This is a genomic window from Mycolicibacterium sp. XJ879 (assembly GCF_053483935.1).
Genome location: NZ_JBEFTH010000006.1, coordinates 25,205 through 48,450 on the forward strand (window position 1 = coordinate 25,205; position 23,246 = coordinate 48,450).

Below are 23,246 nucleotides of genomic sequence, written 5' to 3' on the forward strand. Positions count from 1 at the left end.
CAAACCGATGCCGGCGGTGCCCCAAACTAGACTGGTGGCGTGACGTCCGGGCTTCCTGCTGAGGTCGACACTGTCGACCACGCCGCCGCCACCCCAGAACACCCGCAGCCGTTCCGCGAACTCGGTCTCAAGGACGATGAGTACGAGCGGATCCGCGAGATTCTGGGGCGACGGCCCACCGACGCCGAACTGGCGATGTACTCGGTGATGTGGAGCGAACACTGCTCCTACAAATCCTCGAAGGTACATCTGCGCTACTTCGGCGAGACCACCACCGAGCAGATGCGCCAGTCGATGCTGGCCGGCATCGGTGAGAACGCCGGCGTGGTGGACATCGGTGACGGCTGGGCGGCCACGTTCAAGGTGGAATCGCACAACCACCCGTCCTACATCGAGCCGTACCAGGGTGCCGCGACCGGCGTTGGCGGCATCGTGCGCGACATCATGGCGATGGGTGCACGGCCCGTCGCGGTGATGGACCAGCTTCGGTTCGGCGCCGCTGACGCACCCGATACCCGCCGTGTGCTCGACGGGGTGGTGCGCGGTATCGGCGGCTACGGTAACTCCCTGGGCCTGCCCAACATCGGCGGCGAAACCGTGTTCGACGCCTCATACGCAGGCAACCCGTTGGTGAACGCGCTGTGCGTCGGGGTGCTGCGCAAGGAAGACCTGCACCTGGCGTTCGCTTCCGGAACCGGCAACAAGATCATCCTGTTCGGCGCGCGCACCGGCCTGGACGGTATCGGCGGTGTGTCGGTGCTGGCCTCGGAGACGTTCGGCGGTGACGAGGCAGGCGCGGGCCGCAAGAAGCTGCCGAGCGTGCAGGTGGGCGACCCCTTCATGGAGAAGGTGCTGATCGAGTGCTGCCTCGAGCTGTACGCCAACGATCTGGTGGTCGGGATCCAGGACCTCGGCGGAGCCGGATTGTCCTGCGCCACCTCAGAACTCGCGTCAGCAGGCGACGGCGGGATGACGGTCGAGCTGGACAAGGTGCCGCTGCGCGCGGCGAACATGACGCCCGCCGAGATCCTGTCCAGCGAATCGCAGGAGCGGATGTGCGCCGTCGTCACACCGGAAAACGTGGAGAAGTTCCTCGAGGTCTGCCGCAAGTGGGAGGTGCTGGCCACCGTCATCGGTGAGGTGACCGACGGTGATCGGCTCCGCATCACCTGGCACGGCCAGACCGTCGTCGACGTGCCGCCGCGCACGGTGGCGCATCAGGGCCCGGTCTACGAACGCCCGGTGCAGCGGCCCGACACCCAGGACGCATTGAACGCCGACACGTCGGCAAAGCTGCGGCGGCCGGCCACCGGCGAGGACCTGAAGGCGACTTTGCTTGCGCTGCTTTCAAGTCCGCACCTGTGCAGCCGCGCGTTCATCACCGAGCAGTACGACCGCTACGTGCGAGGCAACACCGTGCTCGCCGAGAACGCCGACGGCGGCATGCTGCGCGTCGACGAGACGACCGGGCGCGGCATCGCGATCTCGACCGACGCGTCGGGCCGCTACACCGCGCTGGACCCGTACGCCGGCGCGCAACTGGCGCTGGCCGAGGCGTACCGCAACGTCGCGGTCACCGGCGCCACCCCGATCGCGGTGACCAACTGCCTCAACTTCGGCTCACCGGAGGACCCGGCGGTCATGTGGCAGTTCAGCGAGGCGGTCCGCGGTCTGGCCGACGGCTGTGTCGCGCTTGGTATCCCGGTCACCGGCGGCAACGTCAGCTTCTACAACCAGACCGGTGCCACCGCGATCCTGCCGACCCCGGTCGTCGGCGTGCTCGGCGTCATCGACGAGGTGAAGCGCCGCATCCCCACCGGTTTCGGCGCCGAACCGGGCGAAACGCTGATCCTGCTCGGCGACACCCGCGACGAATTCGACGGCTCGATCTGGGCGCAGGTCACCGCCGACCACCTCGGCGGGCTGCCGCCGAAGGTCGACCTGCAACGCGAGAAACTGCTCGCCGACGTGCTCACCGCCGCCTCACGCGACGGGCTGGTCTCCGCGGCCCACGACCTGTCCGAAGGCGGGCTCATCCAGGCCGTGGTCGAGTCCGCGCTGGCCGGTGAAACCGGTTGCCGCATCGTGCTTCCCGAAGGTTGGCAAGAAGGCACAGCCCCCTTCACCTTCCTCTTCTCGGAGTCGGCGGGCAGGGTGCTCGTCGCCGTGCCGCGCACCGAGGAAAGCCGGTTCCGGGCCATGTGCGAGGCCCGTGGGTTGCCCGCCACCCGCATCGGGGTCGTCGACCAGGGCAGCCAGGCCGTGGAGGTACAAGACCACTTCACGGTCAGTCTGGAGGATCTGCGCAGCACGTCGGAGGGCGTGCTACCCAGGTTGTTCGGGTGAACCAGCGCACCGACGACGAACGACATCCGGTATACGTCTGGGCCTGGCGCCTGCTTCGCCTGGACTTCGTCGGTATCGCCTTCGGTGCGCTGTTCTTCTGCCTGTCGCTGACCCCGTCGTTGCTGCCGCGCGGCTGGCTGTTTCAGGGTGGGATCGGCGGCCTGAACGCCGCGATCGGCTACGGCATCGGGGTGTTCGCCGGAACCCTTCTGCATCGCTTCGTCTTACGGCGCGCGCAGTGGTGGCCGCCGCCGAAACGGGTGCTGCGGCTGCTCAAGACCGTGGTCGTGGTCGGCGCAATCGCGGCCTGCCTGCTGATGCTGGTGCCCGCGGCGGCGTGGCAGCGGCACATCTCGGCGAAGATGGGCATCGAAGGCCCGGAGACCCCGGCCTACCTGCGCACCCTGACGATCGCGATCCTCGTCGCCGCGGTATGCGTGGCCGTGTCCCGTTTGCTGCTCGACGTAATCAAGACCATGGCACGGTTTTTCATCAGGCGCTGGCGCCTCAACGACGAAGTGGCCCTGTTCATCGGGACGGCCATCGTCGTGGTGCTGGTCATCCTGTTGGTCAACGGCGTGCTCATCCGCGGTTTTCTGGCCGGCGCCAACCGCGTGTTCCAGCCGCAGAACACCACTACCAGAGCGGGCGTCACCCAACCGCTGGAACCCGAAAGATCCGGCAGCCCAGAGTCTTTCGCCGGGTGGGACACCCTGGGATATCAGGGCAGGAACTTCGTGGGCACCGGACCCGACGTCGACGAGCTGACCCGGCTCAACGGCGCCCCGGCCAAGGTGCCCATCCGCGTCTACGTCGGCCTGCAGACCGCCGACACCGACGAGGAGCGGATGGCCGTGCTGCTCAGCGAACTCGAGCGCACCGGCGCGTTCGACCGCAAGGTGCTGGTGATCATCCCGACCACCGGCACCGGCTGGGTGAACCCGATCGCCGCACGCGCGGTAGAGATGATGTACAACGGCGACACCGCGCTGGTCGCATCGCAGTATTCCTTTCTGCCGAGCTGGATTTCGTTTCTCGGCGACCGGCAGAAGTCGATGGAGTCCGGACGCATGATGATCGACGCCGTCCAGCAGCGGTGGGCTCAGCAGCCCCCGGACCGGCGGCCCAACCTCATGCTGTACGGCGAAAGCCTCGGCTCGATGGCGGGTCAGGCCGCGTTCAGCTGGCTGCCCGACATCTCGCAGATGGGCTTCTCGTCGGTGCTGTGGGTGGGCCCGCCCAATGCCAGCCCGCTGTGGCGGGCGCTCATCGAGCGGCGCGATCCCGGCACACCGGTGGTCGAACCCCGCTACGACGACGGCCGCACGGTGCGCTTCTCCCAGGCCACTGACGCCGAACAGATCGCGCAGGTCACCGAGAAACCGTGGCACGGCACCCGGGTGCTGTTCCTGCAGCACCCGTCCGATCCGATCGTGTGGTGGTCGGAGGATCTGTTGTTCACCCGACCGGACTGGCTCAGCGAGCCCCCGGGCATCGACCGCTCCGCGACGATGCGGTGGTATCCGATCGTGACGTTCTGGCAGGTCGCCGCCGATATGACCAACGCCAGCTCGGTGCCGGACGGACACGGCCACAACTACGGCGAGTACATCCTCGACGGCTGGGCCGCTGTCGCCCCGCCCGACGGCTGGACATCCGAGGACACCGAACGTATGCGCCTGGCGTTGCACGAGTCCATGGCCGCGGCCGAAGACACCCCCAAGTGACCGGCGGTAAGCGGACGGCAGCGCTGGGCCTGGCCGCCGGGCTCGTCGGCTGGAGCCTGGTGCTGCCCCGGTTGCCGTCGCGCTGGCATCCCGGCCCGCAGGCCGGGGTCGCCACCGCGCTCGCGGTGCTCACCCGGGCCGAGCTGGGGCTGCGGCCACCGCGGGTGTGGCAGGGCCTGCGGCTGGGCGGGGCCACGGCCGCGGCGGTCACGGCAGCCGTCGCCGCGACCACCGCGGTCCCGAGGGCGCGACGCGAACTCAGCGGTCGCGAGGTACCCGCCGGGGTGGCGCGCTGGCTGCTGCTGGGCATACCGCTGGGCACGGTGTGGTCGGAGGAGGTGGCCTACCGGGGCGTGCTCGGCACCGTCGCGGCCGACGCGTTCGGGCCGACCGGCGGCAGGCTCCTGCAGTCGGCCGCGTTCGGCCTGTCGCACGTCGCCGACGCGCGCGGTACGGGGACGCCGGTGCTGCCCACGGTGCTGGTGACCGGCGCGGCGGGCTGGCTGTTCGGGTGGCTGCACGACCGCGCGGGCAGCCTGCTGACGCCGATGCTCGCGCACTTGGCCGTCAACGAAGCCGGCGCCGTGGCGGCGCTGGGGGTGCAGTATCGGGTGCGAGCAGACGCAAAAGCGTACGAAACTGGCTGAAAAAGCAACACTTTGCGTCTGCTCGGCGAAGGGAGCTCAGGGGTTGATGGTCAGCTCCCCGACCTGGCGGCCCCACACGTACTCGATGTACATCGGCTGGCCCAACTCGAGATGGTTGTAGGGCGCGATGCTGGCGCCGGTGTCCATCACGAGATACGGCGCCGGCCACAGTTCACGCGTGATCTTCTGCCAGCAGCCGGGCCGACCCTCCGGGCCGCCGCGCGCGTTCACCCGCGGCAGGTTGTCGGGATAGATGTAGGGGTTTGCTCCGCCTGCGATGGTGCCCGACGAGGTCGCCAACGAATACCCGTTGCCGCCAAGGGTTTCCGACACCACCTTCTCCATCTCGTTGAACGTGCGGATGCTGCAGAACATCATGCCGCGATAGTCGTCGAGGAGCTTCGACGTCGGGATCAGGTCGGCGGCCCCGCGCACGAAATACGGTCCGCTGCGCGCGAAGGTGTCCGCGCCGACGTCACCGAAGCCCAGCGTCGCCACCAGCGCCGCGTCCAGTTCGCTGCGGTGGGCGTTGAACGTCGCCGCCGACGTCACCGCGTCACCCAGCCCGTCGAACAGGTCCGGTGCCGCGTCGGCGTACACCTCGCCGAGGTCGGCCAACAGGCGGGTGTCGTCGTGGATCTGCGGCATCTGCGGGTTGAGGTCGGCCAGGATGCGGTTGCCGTCGATCAGGGATTCGCCGAACCGGTGCCCGAGGCCGGTCAACGCCTCGGCGGTCGCGGACAGGGTCTGATTCAGCTTGACCGGATCGACTTGCTGCGCGATCGCCACCACGGTTTCGAACAGCGTGTTGAACTCGGTCGTCACCGCCGACGCCGGAATCACGTCGTGGCTGGCGATCCGTTCGGGCGAGGGGTTCTCGGGCACGGTCAGCGACACGTACTTGTTGCCGAACACCGTCGTAGCCCGGATGTCGACGTGCACGTTGGCCGGAATCAACGACAGGTAGCGCGGGTCCACGTTGAGTTGAAGGCCGGCCGTCGGTTCGCCGTCGCCGTCGACGAGGCCGATGTGGCCGACCCGGCCGATCTCGACACCGTTGTACGTCACCTTCGCGCCCCGCTCGACGACCAGGCCCGCCCGCGCCGACACCACCGTCAGCTCCGCCTTCGGGGTCAGGTCGCCGCGGAACTGGAGGTAGATGAAGCCGGCCGCGATCACGGCGACGATGATCAACACCGCTCCGGCCGCCTTGTACGGCGGATTGTGGCGGTCGAAGGCCATTTTGAGAATCTAGGGTATGGCTAGCCGTCGTAGTGCCGATCCTGTGAAGACGCGCGCCGCCGTCGCGGCGCTCGGGGGGTGGCTGCGCGACGAATCCCTACCCGCGCCGACGCGCACCGAGTTGGCGGCGGCGGTGCGGCTGACCGCCCGCACCCTGGCGGCGACGGCTCCCGGCTCAAGCGTCGAACTGCGGGTGCCGCCGTTCGTGGCGGTCCAGTGCATTGCCGGCCCCGCGCACCGGCGCGGCACCCCACCCAACGTGGTGGAGACCGACCCCCGCACCTGGCTGCTGTTGGCCACCGGGCTGCTCGAGGTGGCCGACGCCGTCGCCAGCGGTGCGCTGCAGCTCTCAGGCGCCCGGGCCGGCGAGGTCGCGCAGTGGCTGCCGCTGGTGTCTGCCGAGGGCGAGTGTGTCCGGTGACACTCGGCCGTGATGCCGACTTTGGTCGGGGTAGACCGTAAGCTGGTGGAGTCACCCCCGCCCCGATGGAGCAGCCCTATCGTGACCGCCCCCGAACCCGAACCAAGAGAAGAGTGCGGCGTATTCGGCGTATGGGCGCCGGGTGAGGAAGTCGCCAAGCTCACTTATTACGGCTTGTACGCCCTTCAGCACCGCGGGCAGGAAGCCGCAGGGATCGCCGTCGCCGACGGTTCGCAGGTGCTGGTGTTCAAGGACCTCGGGCTGGTCAGCCAGGTTTTCGACGAGCAGACCCTGGCCGCGATGGAGGGCCACGTCGCGATCGGACACTGCCGGTACTCCACCACCGGCTCCACGACCTGGGAAAACGCCCAGCCGGTGTTCCGCAACACCTCGGCCGGCACCGGCGTCGCGCTCGGGCACAACGGCAACCTGGTCAACGCCACCGAACTCGCGGGCCGCGCGCGCGAAGCCGGGCTGTTGGACACCCGCGGCGCTCCCGCGGCCACCACCGACTCCGACATCCTCGGCGCGCTGCTGGCGCACGGCGCCGCCGACGCGACGCTGGAGCAGGCCGCGCTCGAGCTGCTGCCCACTGTGCGCGGCGCGTTCTGCCTGACCTTTCTCGACGAGAACACGTTGTACGCCGCACGCGACCCGTACGGGGTGCGCCCGCTGGTACTGGGCCGGCTCGACCGCGGCTGGGTGGTCGCCTCTGAGACGGCGGCCCTCGACATTGTCGGCGCCTCGTTCGTGCGCGACATCGAACCCGGTGAGTTGCTGGCCATCGACGCCGACGGTGTGCGCTCCACCCGGTTCGCCAACCCCGAACCCAAGGGCTGCGTTTTCGAGTACGTCTACCTGGCCCGGCCGGACAGCACGCTGGTCGGCCGCTCGGTGCACAAGACCAGGGTCGATATCGGCCGTGCGTTGGCCCGCGAGCATCCCGTTGAGGCCGACCTGGTCATCGGCGTGCCGGAGTCGGGCACCCCGGCGGCGGTCGGCTACGCGCAGGAGTCCGGCATCCCGTTCGGGCAGGGCCTGACCAAGAACGCCTACGTCGGGCGCACCTTCATCCAGCCGTCGCAGACCATCCGTCAGCTGGGTATCCGGCTCAAACTCAACCCGCTGAAGGAAGTGATCCGCGGTAAGCGGCTCGTCGTGGTCGACGACTCGATCGTGCGCGGCAACACCCAGCGGGCGTTGATCCGGATGCTGCGCGAGGCCGGCGCGGTCGAAGTGCACGTGCGCATCGCGTCGCCGCCGGTGAAGTGGCCGTGTTTCTACGGCATCGACTTCGCCACCCCGGCCGAGTTGATCGCCAACGCGGTCGAGTCGCAGGGCGAGATGCTCGAAGCCGTGCGCCACGCCGTCGGCGCCGACACGCTCGGCTACGTCAGCCAGCAGGGCATGATCGCGGCCACCGAACAGCCCGCGTCACGGTTGTGCAGCGCCTGCTTCGACGGCAATTACCCGATCGAGCTACCGGGTGAAAGTGCGCTGGGCAAGAACGTCATCGAGCACATGCTGGCGACGGCCGCGCGCACCGGCGTCCCGGTCACGGAAAACGACAACGCCTCGGCGCTTCGCCGACCGTAACTGTCGGCCCTAGCCGCGCCCCATATGCGCCCAGCGCGGATCGGTCGGTAATGGCCCGCGCTGCAACGCGTTTGCCACCGCGTCCCGGTATCCGGTCAGCCCGCCCGGCGGCGGCGCGATGATGCGGTCGACGTCGTGGTCGCCCATCACCGCATCGCATTCCAGTGATTCGACCAGCGGACGGGCCAGACCCGACGGCATCGGTGTGACCAGCCCGACCCATAGGCTGGCGATCGCCGGGGTCAGCAACGGAAGCGCGACGATCAACCGGCGCCGCAGACCCGCCACCTCGGCGTAGCCCTGAATCGCATCGCCGTACTCGAGCACATCGGGTCCGCCGATGTCCCAGGTGCGCGATTCCGGTACGTCGGCGGTGGCGGCCTCGGCCAGATAATGCAGCACGTCGTCGATGGCGATCGGCTGGATCTTGTTGTGCACCCACTTCGGCGTCGTCATCGCCGGAAGCCGCTGGGTGAGGTGCCGCAGCATCTCGAACGACGCCGACCCCGCCCCGACCACGATTCCGGCCTGCAGCACCACGGTCTCGATGCCCGACTCGATCAGGATCTGCCCGACCGCGGTCCGGGACCGCAGATGTGGCGACAGCTCGGTGCCGGACGGGTGCAGACCGCCCAGGTACACCAGCCGGTGCACCCCGCTGTCGGCGGCCGCGGCCACCACGTTGCGGGCCGCGGCGGCTTCGGCGGCGACGAAATCCGACGAGGTACCCATTGAGTGCACCAGGTAGTAGACGACGTCGGCGTCGTCGAAGGCGGCCCGCAGCGACGCCGTGTCCTCGAGGTCGCCGCGCGCCACGTCGACCCGGTCGCGCCACGGCACGTCGGCGAGCTTGTCGGGGTTGCGCGCCAACGCCCGCACCGAATGTCCGCGCTCGAGCAACGAGGGGACCAACCGGCCGCCGATGTAGCCGGTCGCCCCGGTCACCAGACAGCGGATCTCGTCAGGTCGCACCCCGGCTCTATGGCCGTTTTATGCCTCAGGCAAACCCGCAACCCGGATCCGGCGCGTCCTCCGACAGTGGCAGGCCGGTCGGCTGGATGTAGACCACGGTCACGACCAGCGGGGTCGGGCCGAGATGGCGCCCGACGTGGACGTGTTCGGGTCCGACGCCGTCCTCGGTCGACTGCGAAACGTCACCGCCTCGACACCGACCGACGGGGTGGCCGAGGGCGTCAATCTGTCACGTCGGACGGGATTTTGCGGAGCTGACCCGCGAATAGGTATCTGTGAAGGTGGTTACCGCGGCGCGCGCCGCGACGGTAGCCTTGCTGTCGATGACCGAACGCGCCGAACCTGTCGGCATCTCCTACGCGTCCGCCGGGGTCGACATCGAGGCCGGGGACCGCGCCGTCGAACTCCTCAAACCGCTGGCCGAGAAAGCCACCAGACCCGAGGTGCGCGGCGGGATCGGCGGATTTGCCGGCCTGTTCGCGCTGCGCGGCGGCTACCGCGAACCCGTGCTGGCCTGTTCGACCGACGGGGTCGGCACCAAGCTCGCCGTCGCCCAGGCGATGGACAAGCACGACACGGTGGGCATCGACCTGGTCGCGATGGTGGTCGACGACCTCGTGGTCTGCGGGGCCGAACCGCTGTTTTTGCAGGACTACATCGCGGTCGGGCGCACGGTGCCCGAGCGCATCAGCGAACTGGTTTCCGGTATCGCCAACGGCTGCGTGATGGCCGGTTGCGCGTTGCTCGGCGGTGAGACCGCCGAGCATCCCGGGCTGATGGCACCGGATCACTATGACGTGTCGGCCACCGGTGTCGGCGTCGTGGAGGCCGACGACGTGCTGGGCCCCGACCGGGTCAAGCCGGGCGACGTGATCATCGCGATGGCCTCGACCGGGCTGCATTCGAACGGCTACTCGTTGGCGCGCAAGGTGCTGCTGGAGATCGACCGGATGAACCTGGCCGGCCACGTCGAGGAGTTCGGCCGCACCCTGGGCGAGGAGCTGCTCGAGCCGACCCGCATCTACGCCAAGGACTGTTTGGCGCTCACCGCCGAAACCCAGGTCCGCACCTTCTGCCACGTCACCGGGGGCGGGCTGGCCGGAAACCTGGAACGCGTCATCCCCCACGGCCTGGTGGCCGAAATCGACCGTGGCACTTGGACGCCCGCGCCGGTGTTCGGCATGATCGCCCAGCGCGGCCGCATCGAGCGGGCCGAGATGGAGAAGACGTTCAACATGGGTGTCGGCATGGCCGCGATCGTCGCGCCGGAGGACACCGACCGCGCGCTGGCGATCCTGACCGCGCGCCACCTGACCTGCTGGACGCTAGGAACCATCAAGAAGGGTGGGAAGGACGCTCCGAGAGCCAAGCTCGTCGGGCGTCACCCGCGCTTTTAGCGGACTAGGGGCGCCATTCGTCGTCGTCGGCCCAGTCGTCGCCGTTGAGCCTGTCGTCGTCGGAAGCACCCGACAGCTCTCGCTGTAGCCGTTCGAAATCGGTCTGTGGAGAGCTGTACTTGAGCTCACGAGCAACCTTGGTCTGCTTTGCCTTAGCCCGGCCGCGGCCCATGGGGGAACCCCCTTGCGCAATAACGGAGCGGCCCAATTTGTAGGCGGCTCCGGTCTGAATGTCGTTTATTTTCCTGCCCCCACCTTACCGTGCCTGGCCGCGGTGTGCTGGCAGGGTGTCGTGCGGTCAGCGCTTGCCGCTGCGTAGCTGTTCGACCGCGCGCCTTCCGGCGCCGACGGCATCGGCGGGCGGCATCGAATCCGGGTCGATGACCGCACCGACGGCCGACTCCCCGCCGGTGACCAACTCGGTGTCGGCGGGCAGGCCGCGCTTCACCAGCGCCAGCGCGATCGGGCCCTCGTCGACGTGGTCGACCACGGTGCCGATCCGGCCGACCGACCGCCCGCCGGCCAGCACCGGATCACCCGTCGCGGGCCGGTCCGTGGAGCCGTCGAGCTGCACCAACACCAGCATGCGGGGCGGTTTACCCAGGTTGTGGACCCGCGCGACGGTTTCCTGCCCGCGGTAGCAGCCCTTGTCCAGGTGCACCGCCGGGCCGATCCAGCCCACCTCGTGCGGGATCGTGCGCTCGTCGGTGTCCACGCCGAGCCGGGGCCGGCGTGCGGCCACCCGGTGCGCCTCGTAGGTCCACACGCCTGCCTGCCGCGCGCCCGCGTCCACCAGGCGCTGGCGCCACGCGGCGGCGCGCTCACGCGGCACCACGACGTCGAGTTCGAGCGCTGGCCCGCGCACCCTGCGCACGAAACCGCCGTCGGCAAGGGCGACTGCGGTGCCTTCAGCCGGCAGCGAACCCACACCCAGCGCGTCGAGCACCGCGGGATCGGCCAGCCGCGGACCGAGCAGTGACAACACCGCTAGGTCGGCGGGTTCGACGGTGACGTCGGACCAGAACACCATCTTGCGCAGATAGGCCAGCAGCGGTTCGCCGCGGCCAGGTTCGGTGTCCAGATACGTGACGTCGCCCAGTTCAGTCTGGATCCAGTGATCTTCCACACGTCCCTGCCCGTCCAGGCTCAGGTTGTCGGTGACCGCGCCGTCGGGCAACTCGCTGACGTGCTGCGTGGAAAGGCTGTGCAGCCAGGTTTTGCGGTCCGGTCCGGTGAGCGTGATCACGGCGCGGTGCGAGCGGTCCACGACGACCGCCTCGGTGGCCGCGGCGCGTTGCTCGCCGAGCGGATCGCCATAGTGCCAGACGGCGCCGGCGTCGGGTCCGGTCTCGGGTGCGGAAACGGCTGACATACCTTCAACCTTACGGCGCTACGCTTCTTGGCCATGGCGAGCCAGAACGCCGTCGTCGTGACCATCGACGGGCAACTGCACGACCCGGCCCAACCGCTGCTGTACGCCGACGATCTCGCCGCGGTCCGCGGTGACGGCGTCTTCGAGACGCTGCTGGTACGCGACGGCAGGCCCTGTCTGCTGGAAGCCCACCTGGCGCGGCTGGCCCGCTCCGCGCAGCAGTGCGAGCTACCCGCACCCGACCTGCCGCAGTGGCGCCACGCCATCGGTGTGGCGGTGAAAGGCTGGCTCGACGGCGGCTCCGAGGAGGGCGTGCTGCGGCTGGTCTACAGCCGGGGCCGGGAAGGTGGTTCGGCGCCCAGCGGGTACGCGACCATCGGCGCGCTGCCGGCCAGGGTCGCCGCCGCGCGGACCCGGGGCGTGGCCGCGATAACGCTTGCGCGTGGGCTGCCCGCCAAGGGCGCCGATGAGATGCCGTGGCTGTTGGCCGGTGCGAAGACGCTGTCCTATGCGGTGAACATGGCCGCGTTGCGCCACGCCGAACGACACGGCGCCGACGACGTGATCTTCGTCGGCTCCGACGGCTACCTGCTGGAGGGGCCGCGCTCGACCGTGGTGATCGTCACCGAAACCGGCCGGGAAGCCGCAGGTCCGGTGTTCCTCACGCCGCCGCCCTGGTTTCCGATCCTGCGCGGCACCACCCAGCAGGCCCTGTTCGAGGTGGCCCGCAACAAGGGTTACGCCTGCGATTATCGTGCCCTGCGACCAGCGGATTTGCTTACCGCACAAGGCATTTGGTTGGTGTCGAGCATCACGCTGGCCGCGCGTGTGCACACGTTGGACGGTAAGCCGGTGGCGGCTTCACCGCTGGCCGCGGAGTTCACCGGACTGGTCGACGCCGCCATCGTCAGCGATCGCTGAGCGCGTAACCGTCCTTAATCGCTTGTCGGCGCGGTGGCGCACGGGTAACTTCGCTCGTACACAGGGAAGGAGGTGGTCCAAGATTTTGAGTGACTTATGGACTTGTGAGGTGGCTGCGAGCTAGCAGCGCCAGGGGGATGAGCGCACGGCTCTTCGCGTCCTGTGCGCGCTGGCGAATTCCCCGCAGTCACCCGGCCCCCGAGCCCCTCGGTCTTGTCCAACCAGGAACACACGGCTCGGGGGCCGCCCCATCTTCGGGCCCGGATCGGTAGGAAACCGTTGTCGCAACGAGCTTGGTTTGCGTCGGGGGCTGGGCGATGATGCGGCCATGCGCATCGCCTGGAAGCTCGGCGCGTTGCTGGCCGCGCTGGTGCTCACCTCGTGCGCCCCGATCGCCCGTGACGCAACGCCCCCCGCAGAGGACTGCCGCGAGGACCGGCTGACCACCCTGTACAAGGGTGTCTTCACGTTCGGCACCGACCAGCCCGTCTATCCGCCGTGGTACATCGGCGACGACCCCACCAACGGAGAAGGGTTCGAATCGGCGGTGGCGTATGCGGTCGCGGCCAGAATGGGCTACACCGGCGAAGACGTCCGCTGGGTGCGGGTGCCGTTCAGTGAGGCGCTGTCCACTGGCCCGAAATCCTTTGACGCCAGCATTTCTCAATTCTCCATCACCGATCAGCGCAAGGCCGTTGTCGACTTCTCGTCGCCGTACTTCGACGTCACCCAGGCCGTTGTCACGGTCAAGTCCTCACCCGCGGCGCACGCCGGCACCCTCGACGAGCTGAAACCGCTGCGGTTGGGTGCGCAGGTCGGCACCACCAGCTACACCGCGGCCCTGTCGATGGGCAACGCGAAATCGGTCGAGGTCTACAACACCAACAGCGACGCGAAACTGGCGCTGCGGGAAGGGGAGATCGACGCGCTGGTCGCCGACCTTCCGACCGCGTTCGCGGTAGCCGACGAGATCCGCGACGGCGTCATGGTCGGCCAGTTGCCCGCCACCACCGAGGATGTCGAACAGTTCGGCATCGTGCTCGACAAGGACAGTTCGCTGACCCCCTGTGTGTCGGCGGTCGTCGAAGAGCTGCGCGCCGACGGCACCCTGGCCGAGCTGAAGACCAAGTGGTTGACCGACGCGGGTAAGGCGCCGGTGCTCACCTGAGGAGCCGGCGCGGCGTTATCCGGCGAAGCGTGACAGCCGGGCCGAAAGATGCGGCACCAGACCGCCGTCGGCGTCGACCCGTTCTTCGACATAGCCGAGATCGCCGCCCTCGACGATGCCGTAGAGCCGTTTTGCCCCGCCGACGAGCTCCCCTGACTTGCTGCGGGCCAGCGCGTCGGTGGCCAGTTCCCACGACGACGCGGACAGCGGGCGCCCGTAGAACAACTCGATGTAGCCGGAGGAGTGCGCCAGCAGGAGCTCGATGGCCTCGGACTCCGACGGGTCGGCAGGGTCGCTGATGAAGCGCCAGAAGCCCGATTCGCGAAGCCACGGCCGGTCGTACTCGCCGTCCTCGGTCAGTCGCCACGACCGCGACTCCCAGATCAGGTAGTCGGCGCCGCAGTGGGAGACGACGATCTGCTGGCCGAAGCGGTAGTCACCGCCGGTATCGCGGCCTTCCCCCTCGCCGCGCCACACCCCGACCAACGGGAGGAGGGCCAGCAGCGCATCGTCGAGGTCGGGGCCTTCGCGTAGGTTGGCGGTGTCGCGCGGGCCGGGCAGATCGGCGAAGACCGGGATGTTGCGCGAGGCGGTCGCTTTGGCCCGCTCGGCCGCCGCCGCTACCGCGTCGTCGCCGGAGGTCACGACTCGTCGGTGACCAGCCGGTACAGCGCGTAAAGAGCGAACCAGGTGATCACCACAACCGCTGCCACCAGCAGAATCTCGAAGAACAGCACCACGGCGTCGAGTTTAGTTGGCGGCCGTCGGTCTACCGAATCAGGGCAATTCGGACTCGTACTCCGGGCACAGGGTGCTGGTGGCGGCGTCCACGAAGACCCGTGCGAGGCTTTGGCTGCCACCGATATTGGCGGCGACATCGGCGACGCGGTCGGAGTAACTGTCGCCGGCCGACCAACCCTGGCACACGCTGTGCCCGCCGCCGATGACGTTGTCGACCGCCGCGGGCGGGAACGACAGGCCGTTGTCGGCCAACGCGTCGAGGAATTCATCGTCGGCGTCCGCGCCGGCCAGCGGCGCAGCGGCCAGGGCGGACATCGCCACCGCGGCGCCCACACCTGCGGCACGTGCAAATCCCATGAACGGGCCCCCCAAGATCGGATCCCCCGGCCTGCAGTGGCGCAGGACCGATCCCATGGTGGACCGCGAGGGACGCCCCACGCAGCGTTTCGCTACGAAGAGCGTGCCCGTCGCTAGGCGACCTTGACGTCGACCTCGTGGATGCCCGCGCCGGACGGCGCGATGCTGGCGTCGCCGCTACCGGCCGGCGACAGCGCCCGCACCGTCCAGGTGCCGGGTGCGGCGAAGAACCGGAAGTCGCCGGTGGCCGATGCCACGACCTCCGCGGTGAACTCCTCCGAGCCGTCGAGCAGTCGCACAAACGCGCCGCCGACCGCCTGACCCGAGCCGTCGACAACACGGCCGGTGATCACCGTTTCCTTCTCCAGATCAACGCTGGCGGGCAACGTCAGACCTTGCTTTGGTGCAGAGCACATATCAACTTCCCAACTCGATCGGGGCCCCTACCAGGGAGCCGTATTCCGTCCAACTGCCGTCGTAGTTCTTGACGTTCTTGTGTCCCAACAGTTCCTGCAGCACGAACCAGGTGTGCGATGAGCGCTCGCCGATCCGGCAATAGGCGATGGTCTCCTTCTCGCCGTCGAGGCCGGCTTCGGCGTACAGCTTGGCCAGGTCCTCGTCGGACTTGAACGTGCCGTCGTCGTTGGCGGCCTTGCTCCACGGCACGTTGATGGCACCGGGGATGTGGCCCGGCCGCTGGCTCTGCTCCTGCGGCAGGTGCGCCGGGGCCAGGATCTTGCCCGAAAACTCGTCGGGGGAGCGTACGTCGACGAGGTTCTTGGTGCCGATGGCGTCGATGACCTCATCGCGGAAGGCGCGGATGCTGTTGTCGGGGGCCTTGGCGGTGTAGCTGGTCGACGGCCGGTCCGCCACCTCCTTGACGAGCGCACGGCCGTCGAGCTCCCACTTCTTGCGGCCGCCGTCGAGCAGCTTGACGTCCTCGTGGCCGTACAGCTTGAAGTACCAGTACGCGTAGGCGGCGAACCAGTTGTTGTTGCCGCCGTAGAGGACCACGGTGTCGTCGTTGGAGATGCCGCGTTCGCTCAGCAGCTTGGAGAACTGCTCGGCGTCGACGAAGTCGCGGCGCACCGGATCCTGCAGATCGGTCTTCCAGTCGAGCCGTACCGCGCCCTCGATGTGACCGTCTTCGTAGGCGCTGGTGTCTTCGTCGACCTCCACCAACACGATGTTGGGGGTGTTGAGATTGCTCTGCACCCAGTCTGCGGTGACTAGGACGTCGGAGCGTGCCATGTATGAAATCCTTTCGGTTGCTTGGGCTTTGGACCCTATGCGGGTGATGTAACGCGCGGATTCCTACGGAACCGGGCGACGAGCGGATAGAGCTGGCAGCCCAGGCAGATGCCGAAGGCTGCGTTGAGCAACGCCGCCACCAGGGCGAGCCCGGTGGCGAGCAGGCCGAGCGCCGTGAGCCCGGTGGCGAACCCGACCGCGCCGGCCGTCGCGAACACCAACCCGACCAGCTGCGCGAACTTCAGCGGCGGTTCCGGTTCGCGTTCGGTGGCCGGACCCAGCCGGGGCGCGAGCAGGTGTGCGAACACCCGGCCGTACGGGTGACGACGCGGGCCGAGCGCCGCGCCGACGGCGAACACCGCGGCCTGCGCACCCAGTACCAGCGCGGCGCCGAGTTCGCTGACCGCCGACAACAACAGGGCAATCACCAGCACGGCCGTGGTCACCCATGCGGTGAACCTGGGACCGCGCACGTCCACGTCGGCGGTGGTGGGGCGGGGATCGGTCGACATCGAGTCACACTCCTGAGCGGTTGGGCTGGGCTGATTGCGAGCAAGCCGAAACGGCTGGCCCCGAGCGCGCGCGCTTAGAGTGCGCAGCTGCGCTCAGCAGCTACAACAACAACAGGAAGAACCCGCGACGCGGCACAGATCGACTGCGCGGCGCTTGGTGAGCATCGGCTCCCGATGCGTGGCGAGCTGACGCTCGGTGCGGGCGGACACGCGGGAAAGCTTACCCAATGACATGGTGCTCAGGCCAACAGCGGTGCCAGCGCCGAGCGCAGGTCCGCCGCGGTGGGGACCCCCGTGGTGCGGTAGCGGGGCCGTCCGTCGGCGTCGAAGATGATGGTCGTCGGCAGCGAGAGCACCGAAAGCCGCTTGGCCGCTTCGGGATCGGCGTCCATGTCGATCTCGAGGTGCGCAACCTGCGGCAACTCGGCGCACACCTGCTCGACCACTCGACGCACCCCCGCACACGGTCCGCACCATGGCGCGCTGAAGTGCAGCACGGTCGGCCCGGTGGTCGACAAACCGAGGCCGCTGGTGTCGATGCTGGCGGCTTCCTCACCGGCTTTGCGCAATTGCTCGCGCAATGCCAGCAAACGGCTGATCACATAAGCCACGCCGAACGCGGCCACCAGCACGGTGACCACCAACACCCACGAAGTGCTCATGACAACCTGAACTCGTCGAGCGCGATCGTTACTCCCTCGGCGATGCCCTCGATGATGATGTCCGAACCACGTGCTCCCTGGGCAGTGGGCGCCAGCCCAAACGGCAACGACTGCCCCGGCACGCTGGCCGAGAACGCCTCCAGCACCGCGGGCTTCTTGTCGTCGGGCACCTCCTGGTCTGCGGTGCCAGGCCCGGTCAGCACCTCGGTGGCCGTCATCACCAACGTGGTCTGGTCCGGCCCGGTGACCTCGAGGTCCACTGCGATGCTCACCTTCTCGTGGTACCCGACTTTGTCGGGGGTTCCGGTGAACACCACCCCCCGATTGCTCGAGATGCCCGATTCGGTGGTTCCGCCGGTGGAGTCGTTGGTCTCCCGGGTCGGAGCCTCCACCAGAAGGTCAGTGATGTCCATGAACCGGCCGAGATGGGTGGAGTCGATGATGATGCGGCTTTCGGCCTTGCCGACCGGCAGGCGCGCGTCGGGGCCGAGCAGCCACGACGCCTCGGTGACGTCGATGTCGTGCAGCGTGGCCTCCAGCGACGCCTTGCCGACGACGGCGTTGTCGACGCTGGCCGCGCGGATCTCGATCTCGTCGTAATGACGGTCGGCCGCCTGGATGAGGAACGGGAACCCCAGGATCGCCGCCGACGGGTCGTGCTGCAGGTCCGCCGCCGTGCGCACGCTTCTGGCCAGGCGGTATTCGGCGTAGATGGCCGCGCCGAAATCCACCCCGACCGCGCCGACGACCACGACCGTCACGGTTGCCAGCACTCCGATCAGTAGCTTGCGCACCCGCACATTCTGGCCCACAGCGTCGGATCGACCGGTTCGGCGCGGCTAACCAGCAGGTGGCACGCTATCGTTAGATGACTAACGGCCGGGTAACGGCCACATGTCAGCTATGAAACTGGGAAGTCACCAGCGACACCGTTGTCATCGGCGAGGTCCCCAATGGCTGCTGGAGGGCCAGTTGGATCTACTGCTATTGACCGTCGACCCACGACCTGAGTCGGTGCTGCCGTCATTGGCGCTGCTGCCGCACACCGTGCGCACGGCCCCGACCGAGGTCTCATCGCTGCTCGAGGCCGGCAGCGCAGACGTGGCCATCGTCGATGCGCGCACCGACCTGGCCGCTGCCCGCGGGCTGTGCCGCCTCCTGGGCACCACCGGCACCTCGGTTCCGGTTGTGGCCGTCGTCAACGAGGGCGGGCTGGTGGCCGTCAACGTGGAGTGGGGTCTCGACGAGATCCTGCTGCCGAGCACCGGGCCCGCCGAGATCGACGCCCGGTTGCGGTTGCTCGTGGGCCGCCGCGGCGGCGTGTCCAACCAGGAGAACGTCGGCAAGATCACCCTCGGTGAACTGGCGATCGACGAAGGCACCTACACCGCGCGGTTGCGCGGCAAGCCGCTGGACCTGACCTACAAGGAGTTCGAGCTGCTGAAGTACCTGGCCCAGCACGCGGGCCGGGTGTTCACCCGCGCGCAACTGCTCCAGGAGGTATGGGGCTACGACTTCTTCGGCGGCACCCGCACCGTCGACGTGCACGTGCGGCGGCTGCGGGCCAAGCTCGGCCCCGAATACGAGTCGCTGATCGGCACCGTGCGCAACGTCGGCTACAAGGCCGTGCGTCCCGCCCGCGCCCGCCAATCGGCCCCGGCGTCCGAGCTGGTCGACGACGTCGACGACGAGCCGCCGCACGAAGCCATGCCCAACGCAGTGCCCGACTCGCTTGCCGACCCGATGCGCAGTCAGTGACGGCGTTCGAGTGGCGCACCGGCCTGTCCACTGACGACCAGCGGACGATTCGCGAGCTGATCGATGTCGCCACCGCCGTCGACGGCGTCGCCCCGGTGGGCGATCAGGTGCTACGGGAGCTGCCGCGCGACCGCACCCGACATCTCGTCGCCGTCGAGGACCACGCCGTCGAGGACCAAGCCATTGTGGGCTACCTGAACGTGGCGCCCGAACCGCCCATGGCCGAGCTGGTCGTGCACCCGCAGGCCCGGCGCCGCGGTATCGGGTCGACGCTGGCGCGCGCCGGCCTCGCCGAAGGCGGCCCGGGCACCCGGATCTGGGCGCACGGCAACCTCGAGCCGGCCCGCGCCACCGCCGCCGCGCTGAACATGGTGGTGGTGCGCGAACTGCTGCAGATGCGCCGCCCGCTCACCGATCTGCCGCCCGTCACGGTTCCCGATGGGGTGCGCATCGCCACCTATTCCGAGCCCGACGACGACGCCGAGTTGCTGCGGGTGAACAACGCCGCGTTCGTCTGGCACCCCGAACAGGGCGGGTGGTCCGAAGCCGACCTCGCCGAGCGGCGCGCCGAACCGTGGTTCGACCCGGCCGGGCTGTTTCTGGCCTTCGACGAGCAGACCGGTGCGTTGCTGGGCTTCCACTGGACGAAAATCCATGCCGCGCCCCGCGGCGAAGTGCACGACGCCGATCTTGGCGAGGTGTACGTCGTCGGCGTCGACCCGGCCGCGCAGGGCCGCCGGCTCGGCGGGTTGCTCACCCTGATTGGCCTGCACCACCTTGCCGACCGCTTGTCGAATAGCTCACAACCGACGGTGATGCTATACGTCGAAGGAGATAACTCCGCGGCGGTAAAGACATACCAGAGACTGGGTTTCGAGGTTTTCGCGGTCGATGCCGCCTACGCGGCACACCAGTGACTAGCCGAACCTGTTCACCGTCCGTTTACCTTCCATCCCCGCGGTGTCCACCGGGGCCGCATACGTTGCCGGAGGACCAACCTCGTCGACCGAAAGTGGGATACGTGAAGTTCTTCAGCTTGGGCACTGGCGCGCCGCTCGGCAAGATCTTGTCGGCGTCGGCGATCGCCGCGCTGACGCTGTCCGCGTGCGGCAGCGACAACAACGCCGCAACGACGCAGACCGGTGCCACGGGCACCGACACCGCGTCGGAGCAGTGCGACGGCAAGGACCAGATCACGGGCGAGGGTTCGACGGCACAGCAGAACGCCGTAGCGGTGTTCAACCAGGCCTGGGGCCAGATGTGTGCGGGCAAGAACATGTCGTACAACCCGACCGGCTCAGGCGCCGGGCGCCAGCAGTTCATCGCGGGCCAGGTCGACTTCGCGGGTTCGGATTCCCCACTGTCCGACGAGCAGGTGCAGCCCGCCGCCCAGCGTTGCAACGGAAACCCGGCCTGGCACTTGCCGTTGGTGTTCGGTCCGGTCGCGATGGCCTACAACCTCGAGGGCGTCGACAGCCTGGTGCTCAACGCGGATCTGCTGGCCCAGATCTTCCAGGGCCAGATCACCAACTGGAGTGACCCGGCGATTGCCGCGCTCAACGGCGGCACCACGCTGCCCGACGCGCCGATCACGCCGATCTACCGGTCGGACTCCTCGGGCACCACCGACAACTTCCAGAAGTACCTGGCCGCTGCGGCGCCGGAGAGCTGGACCAAGGGCGCCGGCAGCGAGTTTCAGGGTGGCGCAGGTGAGGGCGCGCAGAAGTCGGCGGGCGTCGTGCAGGCCGTCCAGGCCACGCCCGGCTCCATCGGCTACGTCGAAAAGGGCTTCGCCGAACAGGGCGGCGTGCCGTTCGCTGCCATCGACAGCGGTGCCGGCGCGGTCGAACTGACCGACGAGTCCGCGGGTAAGGCGATCGACGCCGCCCAGTTCGCCTCGGAGGGCAACGATCTGGTGCTGGATCTGAACTCGCTGTACGGCACCACGGAGCCCGGCGCCTATCCGCTGGTGCTGGCCACCTACGAGATCGTCTGCTCGGCGGGCTACGACGACGCCACCTCCGCAGCGGTCAAGTCCTTCATCACCGCCGCGGCGTCCGAACAGGGTCAGTCCGACCTGCCCGCCGCCGGCTACGTTCCGCTACCCGACCGGTTCAAGGAGCGGTTGCTGACGGCGGTGAACGCAATACAGTAGTTCGGCTGCAACCGATACTGGAGCGGCGAGTATGAGCACCAAATCGATGAGTGATGGGGTCGATGTGACAACGCCGAATCCGTCGGACGCAGGTTCCGGCGAGGCGATCGCCCAACCGTATGGCGAACCGCGCCCCATCTCCCTCGATCCGTCGCGAAACGCGAAGGTTCGACCGGGAGACCGGGTCTTCAGCGCGCTTGCGGAGGGCTCGGGGATCTTCATCGTCGTTCTCATCGCGGCGATCGGGTTCTTCCTGCTGTGGCGCGCGATCCCGGCACTGGCCCGCAACGAAGAGAACTTCTTCCTCTACGGCGGAAACTGGATCACCACCGATACGTCGGCGATGCACTTCGGCGTGCTGGACCTGCTGCAGGTAACGGTGTTCGTGTCGGTGTTCGCGCTGGTGCTCGCGATGCCCGTGGCGCTGGGGATCGCGATCTTTCTCACCCAGTACTCGCCGCGGCGGGTGGCCGGCCCGCTGGCCTACATGGTCGACCTGCTGGCCGCGGTGCCGTCGATCATCTACGGCGTCTGGGGCCTGTATGTGCTGGCCCCGGTGATCGCGCCAGCCGCACAGTGGCTCAACGAGAACCTCGGCTGGTTGTTCTTGTTCAAGACCGGCACCGCCTCGGTGGTCGGCGGCGGAACGATCTTCACCGCGGGCATCGTGCTCGCGGTGATGATCCTGCCGATCATCACCGCGGTCACCCGCGAAGTGTTCGTTCAGACCCCGCGCGGCCAGATCGAGGCCGCGCTGGCGTTGGGCGCCACCCGCTGGGAGGTGGTGCGCACAACGGTGCTGCCGTTCGGGATGTCGGGTTACATCAGCGGGGGCATGCTCGGCCTGGGGCGTGCGTTGGGTGAGACCATCGCGCTGCTGATCATCCTGCGCGGCACCCAGGAAGCGTTCGGCTGGTCGCTGTTCGACGGCGGCTTCACCTTCGCAAGCCTGATCGCTTCTGCCGCTTCGGAATTCAACGACCAGTTCAAGGCGGGCGCCTACATCTCGGCCGGTCTGGTCTTGTTCGTGCTGACGTTCGTGGTCAACTCGCTGGCCCGTGCCGCGGTTGCCGGAAAAGGTGCCAAATGACCGCTACGCTGGATCGGCCCGTCAAGGCGGTCACATTTCAGGGTGTGAGCCTGCGCCGCAAGATCACCAACAACCTTGCGACCGTACTGGTCACGTTGTCGGTGCTGATCGCGTTGGTTCCGCTGCTTTGGGTGCTCTACTCGGTGGTGGTCAAGGGCTTCGGGGTCATCATCGACAGCGACTGGTGGTGGTACTCGCAGGCGGGTATGACGGCCTTTGCGGCCGGCGGCGGCGTGTACCACGCCATTGTCGGCACCCTGCTGCAGGGCCTGGTGTGTGCGGCCATCTCGATTCCGATCGGCATCTTCGTCGGCATCTATCTGGTCGAATACGGCGGCGGCACGCGGATGGGCAAGCTCACCACGTTCATGGTGGACATCCTCACCGGCGTCCCTTCGATCGTGGCGGCGTTGTTCATCTACGCGCTGTGGGTCGCCACGCTGGGGTTCGAGCGGTCCGGCCTTGCGGTATCGCTTTCGCTTGTGCTGTTGATGATTCCGGTCATCGTGCGCGCCACCGAGGAGATGCTGCGCATCGTGCCAATGGACCTTCGGGAGGCCAGTTACGCGCTGGGTGTGCCGAAGTGGAAAACCATTGCGCGCATCGTCATCCCGACTGCGCTGTCGGGCATCGTCACCGGCATCATGCTGGCGCTGGCCAGGGTGATGGGTGAGACCGCGCCGCTGCTGATCCTCGTCGGCTACAGCCAGGCCATCAACTTCGACATGTTCAGCGGGTTCATGGGGTCGCTGCCGGGCATGATGTACGACCAGACATCGGCGGGCGCCGGCGCCAACCCGGTGCCCACCGACCGGCTGTGGGGCGCCGCCCTGACGCTGATCCTATTGATCGCCGTCCTCAACGTGGGGGCGCGGCTGCTGGCAAAGCTGTTCGCGCCCAAGAAGGTTTAG

Annotated in this window: 24 protein-coding genes; 13 read left to right on the forward strand and 11 right to left on the reverse strand. The window is 68.3% G+C overall.

Annotated elements, in window-relative coordinates:
• Nucleotides 1-39: 39 nt before the first annotated feature.
• The 3 genes from purL to ABQF13_RS15300 are packed head-to-tail and all read left to right on the forward strand — an operon-like array spanning nucleotide 40 to nucleotide 4,720.
• A complete protein-coding gene (gene purL / locus ABQF13_RS15290) occupies nucleotides 40-2,346 on the forward strand; it encodes a phosphoribosylformylglycinamidine synthase subunit PurL (RefSeq protein WP_448393618.1) in 2,307 nt (768 codons plus the stop codon).
• On the forward strand, nucleotides 2,343-4,073 hold the full coding sequence (locus tag ABQF13_RS15295) for an alpha/beta hydrolase (protein WP_448393619.1): 1,731 nt from the start codon (nucleotides 2,343-2,345) through the stop codon (nucleotides 4,071-4,073). Before purL ends, ABQF13_RS15295 begins: the two co-directional genes overlap by 4 nt.
• The gene (locus tag ABQF13_RS15300) at nucleotides 4,070-4,720 is read left to right on the forward strand and encodes an Rv0804 family intramembrane glutamic endopeptidase (protein WP_448393620.1); all 651 of its coding nucleotides are present in this window, start codon (nucleotides 4,070-4,072) and stop codon (nucleotides 4,718-4,720) included. Before ABQF13_RS15295 ends, ABQF13_RS15300 begins: the two co-directional genes overlap by 4 nt.
• Nucleotides 4,721-4,756: 36 nt before the next feature.
• Here ABQF13_RS15300 and ABQF13_RS15305 read toward each other — a convergent pair whose 3' ends face one another.
• On the reverse strand, nucleotides 4,757-5,962 hold the full coding sequence (locus ABQF13_RS15305) for an MCE family protein (protein WP_448393621.1): 1,206 nt from the start codon (nucleotides 5,960-5,962) through the stop codon (nucleotides 4,757-4,759).
• Between the two features lie 16 nt (nucleotides 5,963-5,978).
• Between ABQF13_RS15305 and ABQF13_RS15310 the strand changes: the two genes are divergently transcribed.
• Together ABQF13_RS15310 and purF are read left to right on the forward strand one after the other, a co-directional pair.
• A complete protein-coding gene (locus ABQF13_RS15310) occupies nucleotides 5,979-6,383 on the forward strand; it encodes a sterol carrier family protein (protein ID WP_448393622.1) in 405 nt (134 codons plus the stop codon).
• A gap of 12 nt (nucleotides 6,384-6,395) precedes the next feature.
• Entirely contained in the window at nucleotides 6,396-7,979 is a 1,584-nt protein-coding gene (gene purF / locus ABQF13_RS15315; RefSeq protein ID WP_448393623.1) for an amidophosphoribosyltransferase, read from the forward strand.
• Nucleotides 7,980-7,988: 9 nt separating this feature from the next.
• Here purF and ABQF13_RS15320 read toward each other — a convergent pair whose 3' ends face one another.
• Nucleotides 7,989-8,951, reverse strand: a complete 963-nt coding sequence (locus ABQF13_RS15320; protein WP_448393624.1) for an NAD(P)H-binding protein — start codon at nucleotides 8,949-8,951, stop codon at nucleotides 7,989-7,991.
• Between the two features lie 323 nt (nucleotides 8,952-9,274).
• Between ABQF13_RS15320 and purM the strand changes: the two genes are divergently transcribed.
• Entirely contained in the window at nucleotides 9,275-10,348 is a 1,074-nt protein-coding gene (gene purM / locus ABQF13_RS15325) for a phosphoribosylformylglycinamidine cyclo-ligase (protein ID WP_448393625.1), read from the forward strand.
• Nucleotides 10,349-10,352: 4 nt separating this feature from the next.
• On the opposite strand, the gene ABQF13_RS15330 is transcribed toward purM, so the two are convergent.
• Together ABQF13_RS15330 and ygfZ are read right to left on the reverse strand one after the other, a co-directional pair.
• On the reverse strand, nucleotides 10,353-10,520 hold the full coding sequence (locus ABQF13_RS15330; RefSeq protein ID WP_448393626.1) for a DUF3073 domain-containing protein: 168 nt from the start codon (nucleotides 10,518-10,520) through the stop codon (nucleotides 10,353-10,355).
• 126 nt (nucleotides 10,521-10,646) lie between these two features.
• Nucleotides 10,647-11,720: a CAF17-like 4Fe-4S cluster assembly/insertion protein YgfZ gene (gene ygfZ / locus ABQF13_RS15335; protein WP_448393627.1), complete on the reverse strand. Its 1,074-nt coding sequence runs from the start codon at nucleotides 11,718-11,720 to the stop codon at nucleotides 10,647-10,649.
• A gap of 33 nt (nucleotides 11,721-11,753) precedes the next feature.
• Between ygfZ and ABQF13_RS15340 the strand changes: the two genes are divergently transcribed.
• Complete coding sequence (locus tag ABQF13_RS15340) at nucleotides 11,754-12,641, forward strand: aminodeoxychorismate lyase (RefSeq protein WP_448393628.1); 888 nt, start codon at nucleotides 11,754-11,756, stop codon at nucleotides 12,639-12,641.
• Nucleotides 12,642-12,939: 298 nt separating this feature from the next.
• Entirely contained in the window at nucleotides 12,940-13,809 is an 870-nt protein-coding gene (locus tag ABQF13_RS15345) for an ABC transporter substrate-binding protein (RefSeq protein ID WP_448393629.1), read from the forward strand.
• Nucleotides 13,810-13,824: 15 nt separating this feature from the next.
• Here ABQF13_RS15345 and ABQF13_RS15350 read toward each other — a convergent pair whose 3' ends face one another.
• The 7 genes from ABQF13_RS15350 to lmeA form a co-directional block, all read right to left on the reverse strand.
• Entirely contained in the window at nucleotides 13,825-14,454 is a 630-nt protein-coding gene (locus ABQF13_RS15350) for a heme-binding beta-barrel domain-containing protein (protein ID WP_448393630.1), read from the reverse strand.
• A gap of 132 nt (nucleotides 14,455-14,586) precedes the next feature.
• A complete protein-coding gene (locus tag ABQF13_RS15355) occupies nucleotides 14,587-14,907 on the reverse strand; it encodes a DUF732 domain-containing protein (protein ID WP_448393631.1) in 321 nt (106 codons plus the stop codon).
• 113 nt (nucleotides 14,908-15,020) lie between these two features.
• Nucleotides 15,021-15,323: a DUF1416 domain-containing protein gene (locus tag ABQF13_RS15360; protein WP_448393632.1), complete on the reverse strand. Its 303-nt coding sequence runs from the start codon at nucleotides 15,321-15,323 to the stop codon at nucleotides 15,021-15,023.
• A gap of 1 nt (nucleotide 15,324) precedes the next feature.
• On the reverse strand, nucleotides 15,325-16,158 hold the full coding sequence (locus tag ABQF13_RS15365) for a sulfurtransferase (RefSeq protein ID WP_448393633.1): 834 nt from the start codon (nucleotides 16,156-16,158) through the stop codon (nucleotides 15,325-15,327).
• Between the two features lie 35 nt (nucleotides 16,159-16,193).
• Complete coding sequence (locus tag ABQF13_RS15370; protein ID WP_448393634.1) at nucleotides 16,194-16,670, reverse strand: DUF4395 domain-containing protein; 477 nt, start codon at nucleotides 16,668-16,670, stop codon at nucleotides 16,194-16,196.
• A 239-nt stretch (nucleotides 16,671-16,909) separates the two neighbouring features.
• Nucleotides 16,910-17,332, reverse strand: a complete 423-nt coding sequence (locus ABQF13_RS15375; RefSeq protein ID WP_448393635.1) for a thioredoxin family protein — start codon at nucleotides 17,330-17,332, stop codon at nucleotides 16,910-16,912.
• A complete protein-coding gene (lmeA, locus tag ABQF13_RS15380) occupies nucleotides 17,329-18,126 on the reverse strand; it encodes a mannan chain length control protein LmeA (protein ID WP_448393636.1) in 798 nt (265 codons plus the stop codon). Before lmeA ends, ABQF13_RS15375 begins: the two co-directional genes overlap by 4 nt.
• A gap of 178 nt (nucleotides 18,127-18,304) precedes the next feature.
• Here lmeA and ABQF13_RS15385 point away from each other — a divergent pair, with 178 nt between their 5' ends.
• The 5 genes from ABQF13_RS15385 (at nucleotide 18,305) to pstA (ending at nucleotide 23,246) form a co-directional block, all read left to right on the forward strand.
• Nucleotides 18,305-19,090: a winged helix-turn-helix transcriptional regulator gene (locus tag ABQF13_RS15385; protein WP_448393637.1), complete on the forward strand. Its 786-nt coding sequence runs from the start codon at nucleotides 18,305-18,307 to the stop codon at nucleotides 19,088-19,090.
• Nucleotides 19,087-20,007 carry a mycothiol synthase gene (gene mshD / locus ABQF13_RS15390; RefSeq protein WP_448393638.1) on the forward strand — a complete coding sequence of 307 codons (921 nt, stop codon included), beginning with the start codon at nucleotides 19,087-19,089 and terminating at the stop codon, nucleotides 20,005-20,007. The genes ABQF13_RS15385 and mshD overlap by 4 nt, the downstream gene beginning before the upstream one ends.
• 104 nt (nucleotides 20,008-20,111) lie before the next feature.
• On the forward strand, nucleotides 20,112-21,245 hold the full coding sequence (gene pstS / locus ABQF13_RS15395) for a phosphate ABC transporter substrate-binding protein PstS (protein ID WP_448393639.1): 1,134 nt from the start codon (nucleotides 20,112-20,114) through the stop codon (nucleotides 21,243-21,245).
• Nucleotides 21,246-21,291: 46 nt separating this feature from the next.
• The gene (gene pstC, locus ABQF13_RS15400) at nucleotides 21,292-22,335 is read left to right on the forward strand and encodes a phosphate ABC transporter permease subunit PstC (RefSeq protein ID WP_448393640.1); all 1,044 of its coding nucleotides are present in this window, start codon (nucleotides 21,292-21,294) and stop codon (nucleotides 22,333-22,335) included.
• Nucleotides 22,332-23,246 carry a phosphate ABC transporter permease PstA gene (pstA, locus tag ABQF13_RS15405; RefSeq protein ID WP_448393641.1) on the forward strand — a complete coding sequence of 305 codons (915 nt, stop codon included), beginning with the start codon at nucleotides 22,332-22,334 and terminating at the stop codon, nucleotides 23,244-23,246. Before pstC ends, pstA begins: the two co-directional genes overlap by 4 nt.

Excerpts from the sequence above, each read along its gene's own strand:
- ABQF13_RS15305 (WP_448393621.1), bottom strand. The coding sequence starts at position 5,962 with ATGGCCTTCGACCGCCACAATCCGCCGTACAAGGCGGCCGGAGCGGTG.
- ABQF13_RS15310 (WP_448393622.1), top strand. The coding sequence starts at position 5,979 with ATGGCTAGCCGTCGTAGTGCCGATCCTGTGAAGACGCGCGCCGCCGTC.
- purF (WP_448393623.1), top strand. The coding sequence starts at position 6,396 with ATGCCGACTTTGGTCGGGGTAGACCGTAAGCTGGTGGAGTCACCCCCG.
- purM (WP_448393625.1), top strand. The coding sequence starts at position 9,275 with ATGACCGAACGCGCCGAACCTGTCGGCATCTCCTACGCGTCCGCCGGG.
- ABQF13_RS15330 (WP_448393626.1), bottom strand. The coding sequence starts at position 10,520 with ATGGGCCGCGGCCGGGCTAAGGCAAAGCAGACCAAGGTTGCTCGTGAG.
- ygfZ (WP_448393627.1), bottom strand. The coding sequence starts at position 11,720 with ATGTCAGCCGTTTCCGCACCCGAGACCGGACCCGACGCCGGCGCCGTC.
- ABQF13_RS15340 (WP_448393628.1), top strand. The coding sequence starts at position 11,754 with ATGGCGAGCCAGAACGCCGTCGTCGTGACCATCGACGGGCAACTGCAC.
- ABQF13_RS15355 (WP_448393631.1), bottom strand. The coding sequence starts at position 14,907 with ATGGGATTTGCACGTGCCGCAGGTGTGGGCGCCGCGGTGGCGATGTCC.
- ABQF13_RS15360 (WP_448393632.1), bottom strand. The coding sequence starts at position 15,323 with ATGTGCTCTGCACCAAAGCAAGGTCTGACGTTGCCCGCCAGCGTTGAT.
- ABQF13_RS15365 (WP_448393633.1), bottom strand. The coding sequence starts at position 16,158 with ATGGCACGCTCCGACGTCCTAGTCACCGCAGACTGGGTGCAGAGCAAT.
- ABQF13_RS15370 (WP_448393634.1), bottom strand. The coding sequence starts at position 16,670 with ATGTCGACCGATCCCCGCCCCACCACCGCCGACGTGGACGTGCGCGGT.
- ABQF13_RS15375 (WP_448393635.1), bottom strand. The coding sequence starts at position 17,332 with ATGAGCACTTCGTGGGTGTTGGTGGTCACCGTGCTGGTGGCCGCGTTC.
- pstC (WP_448393640.1), top strand. The coding sequence starts at position 21,292 with ATGAGTGATGGGGTCGATGTGACAACGCCGAATCCGTCGGACGCAGGT.
- pstA (WP_448393641.1), top strand. The coding sequence starts at position 22,332 with ATGACCGCTACGCTGGATCGGCCCGTCAAGGCGGTCACATTTCAGGGT.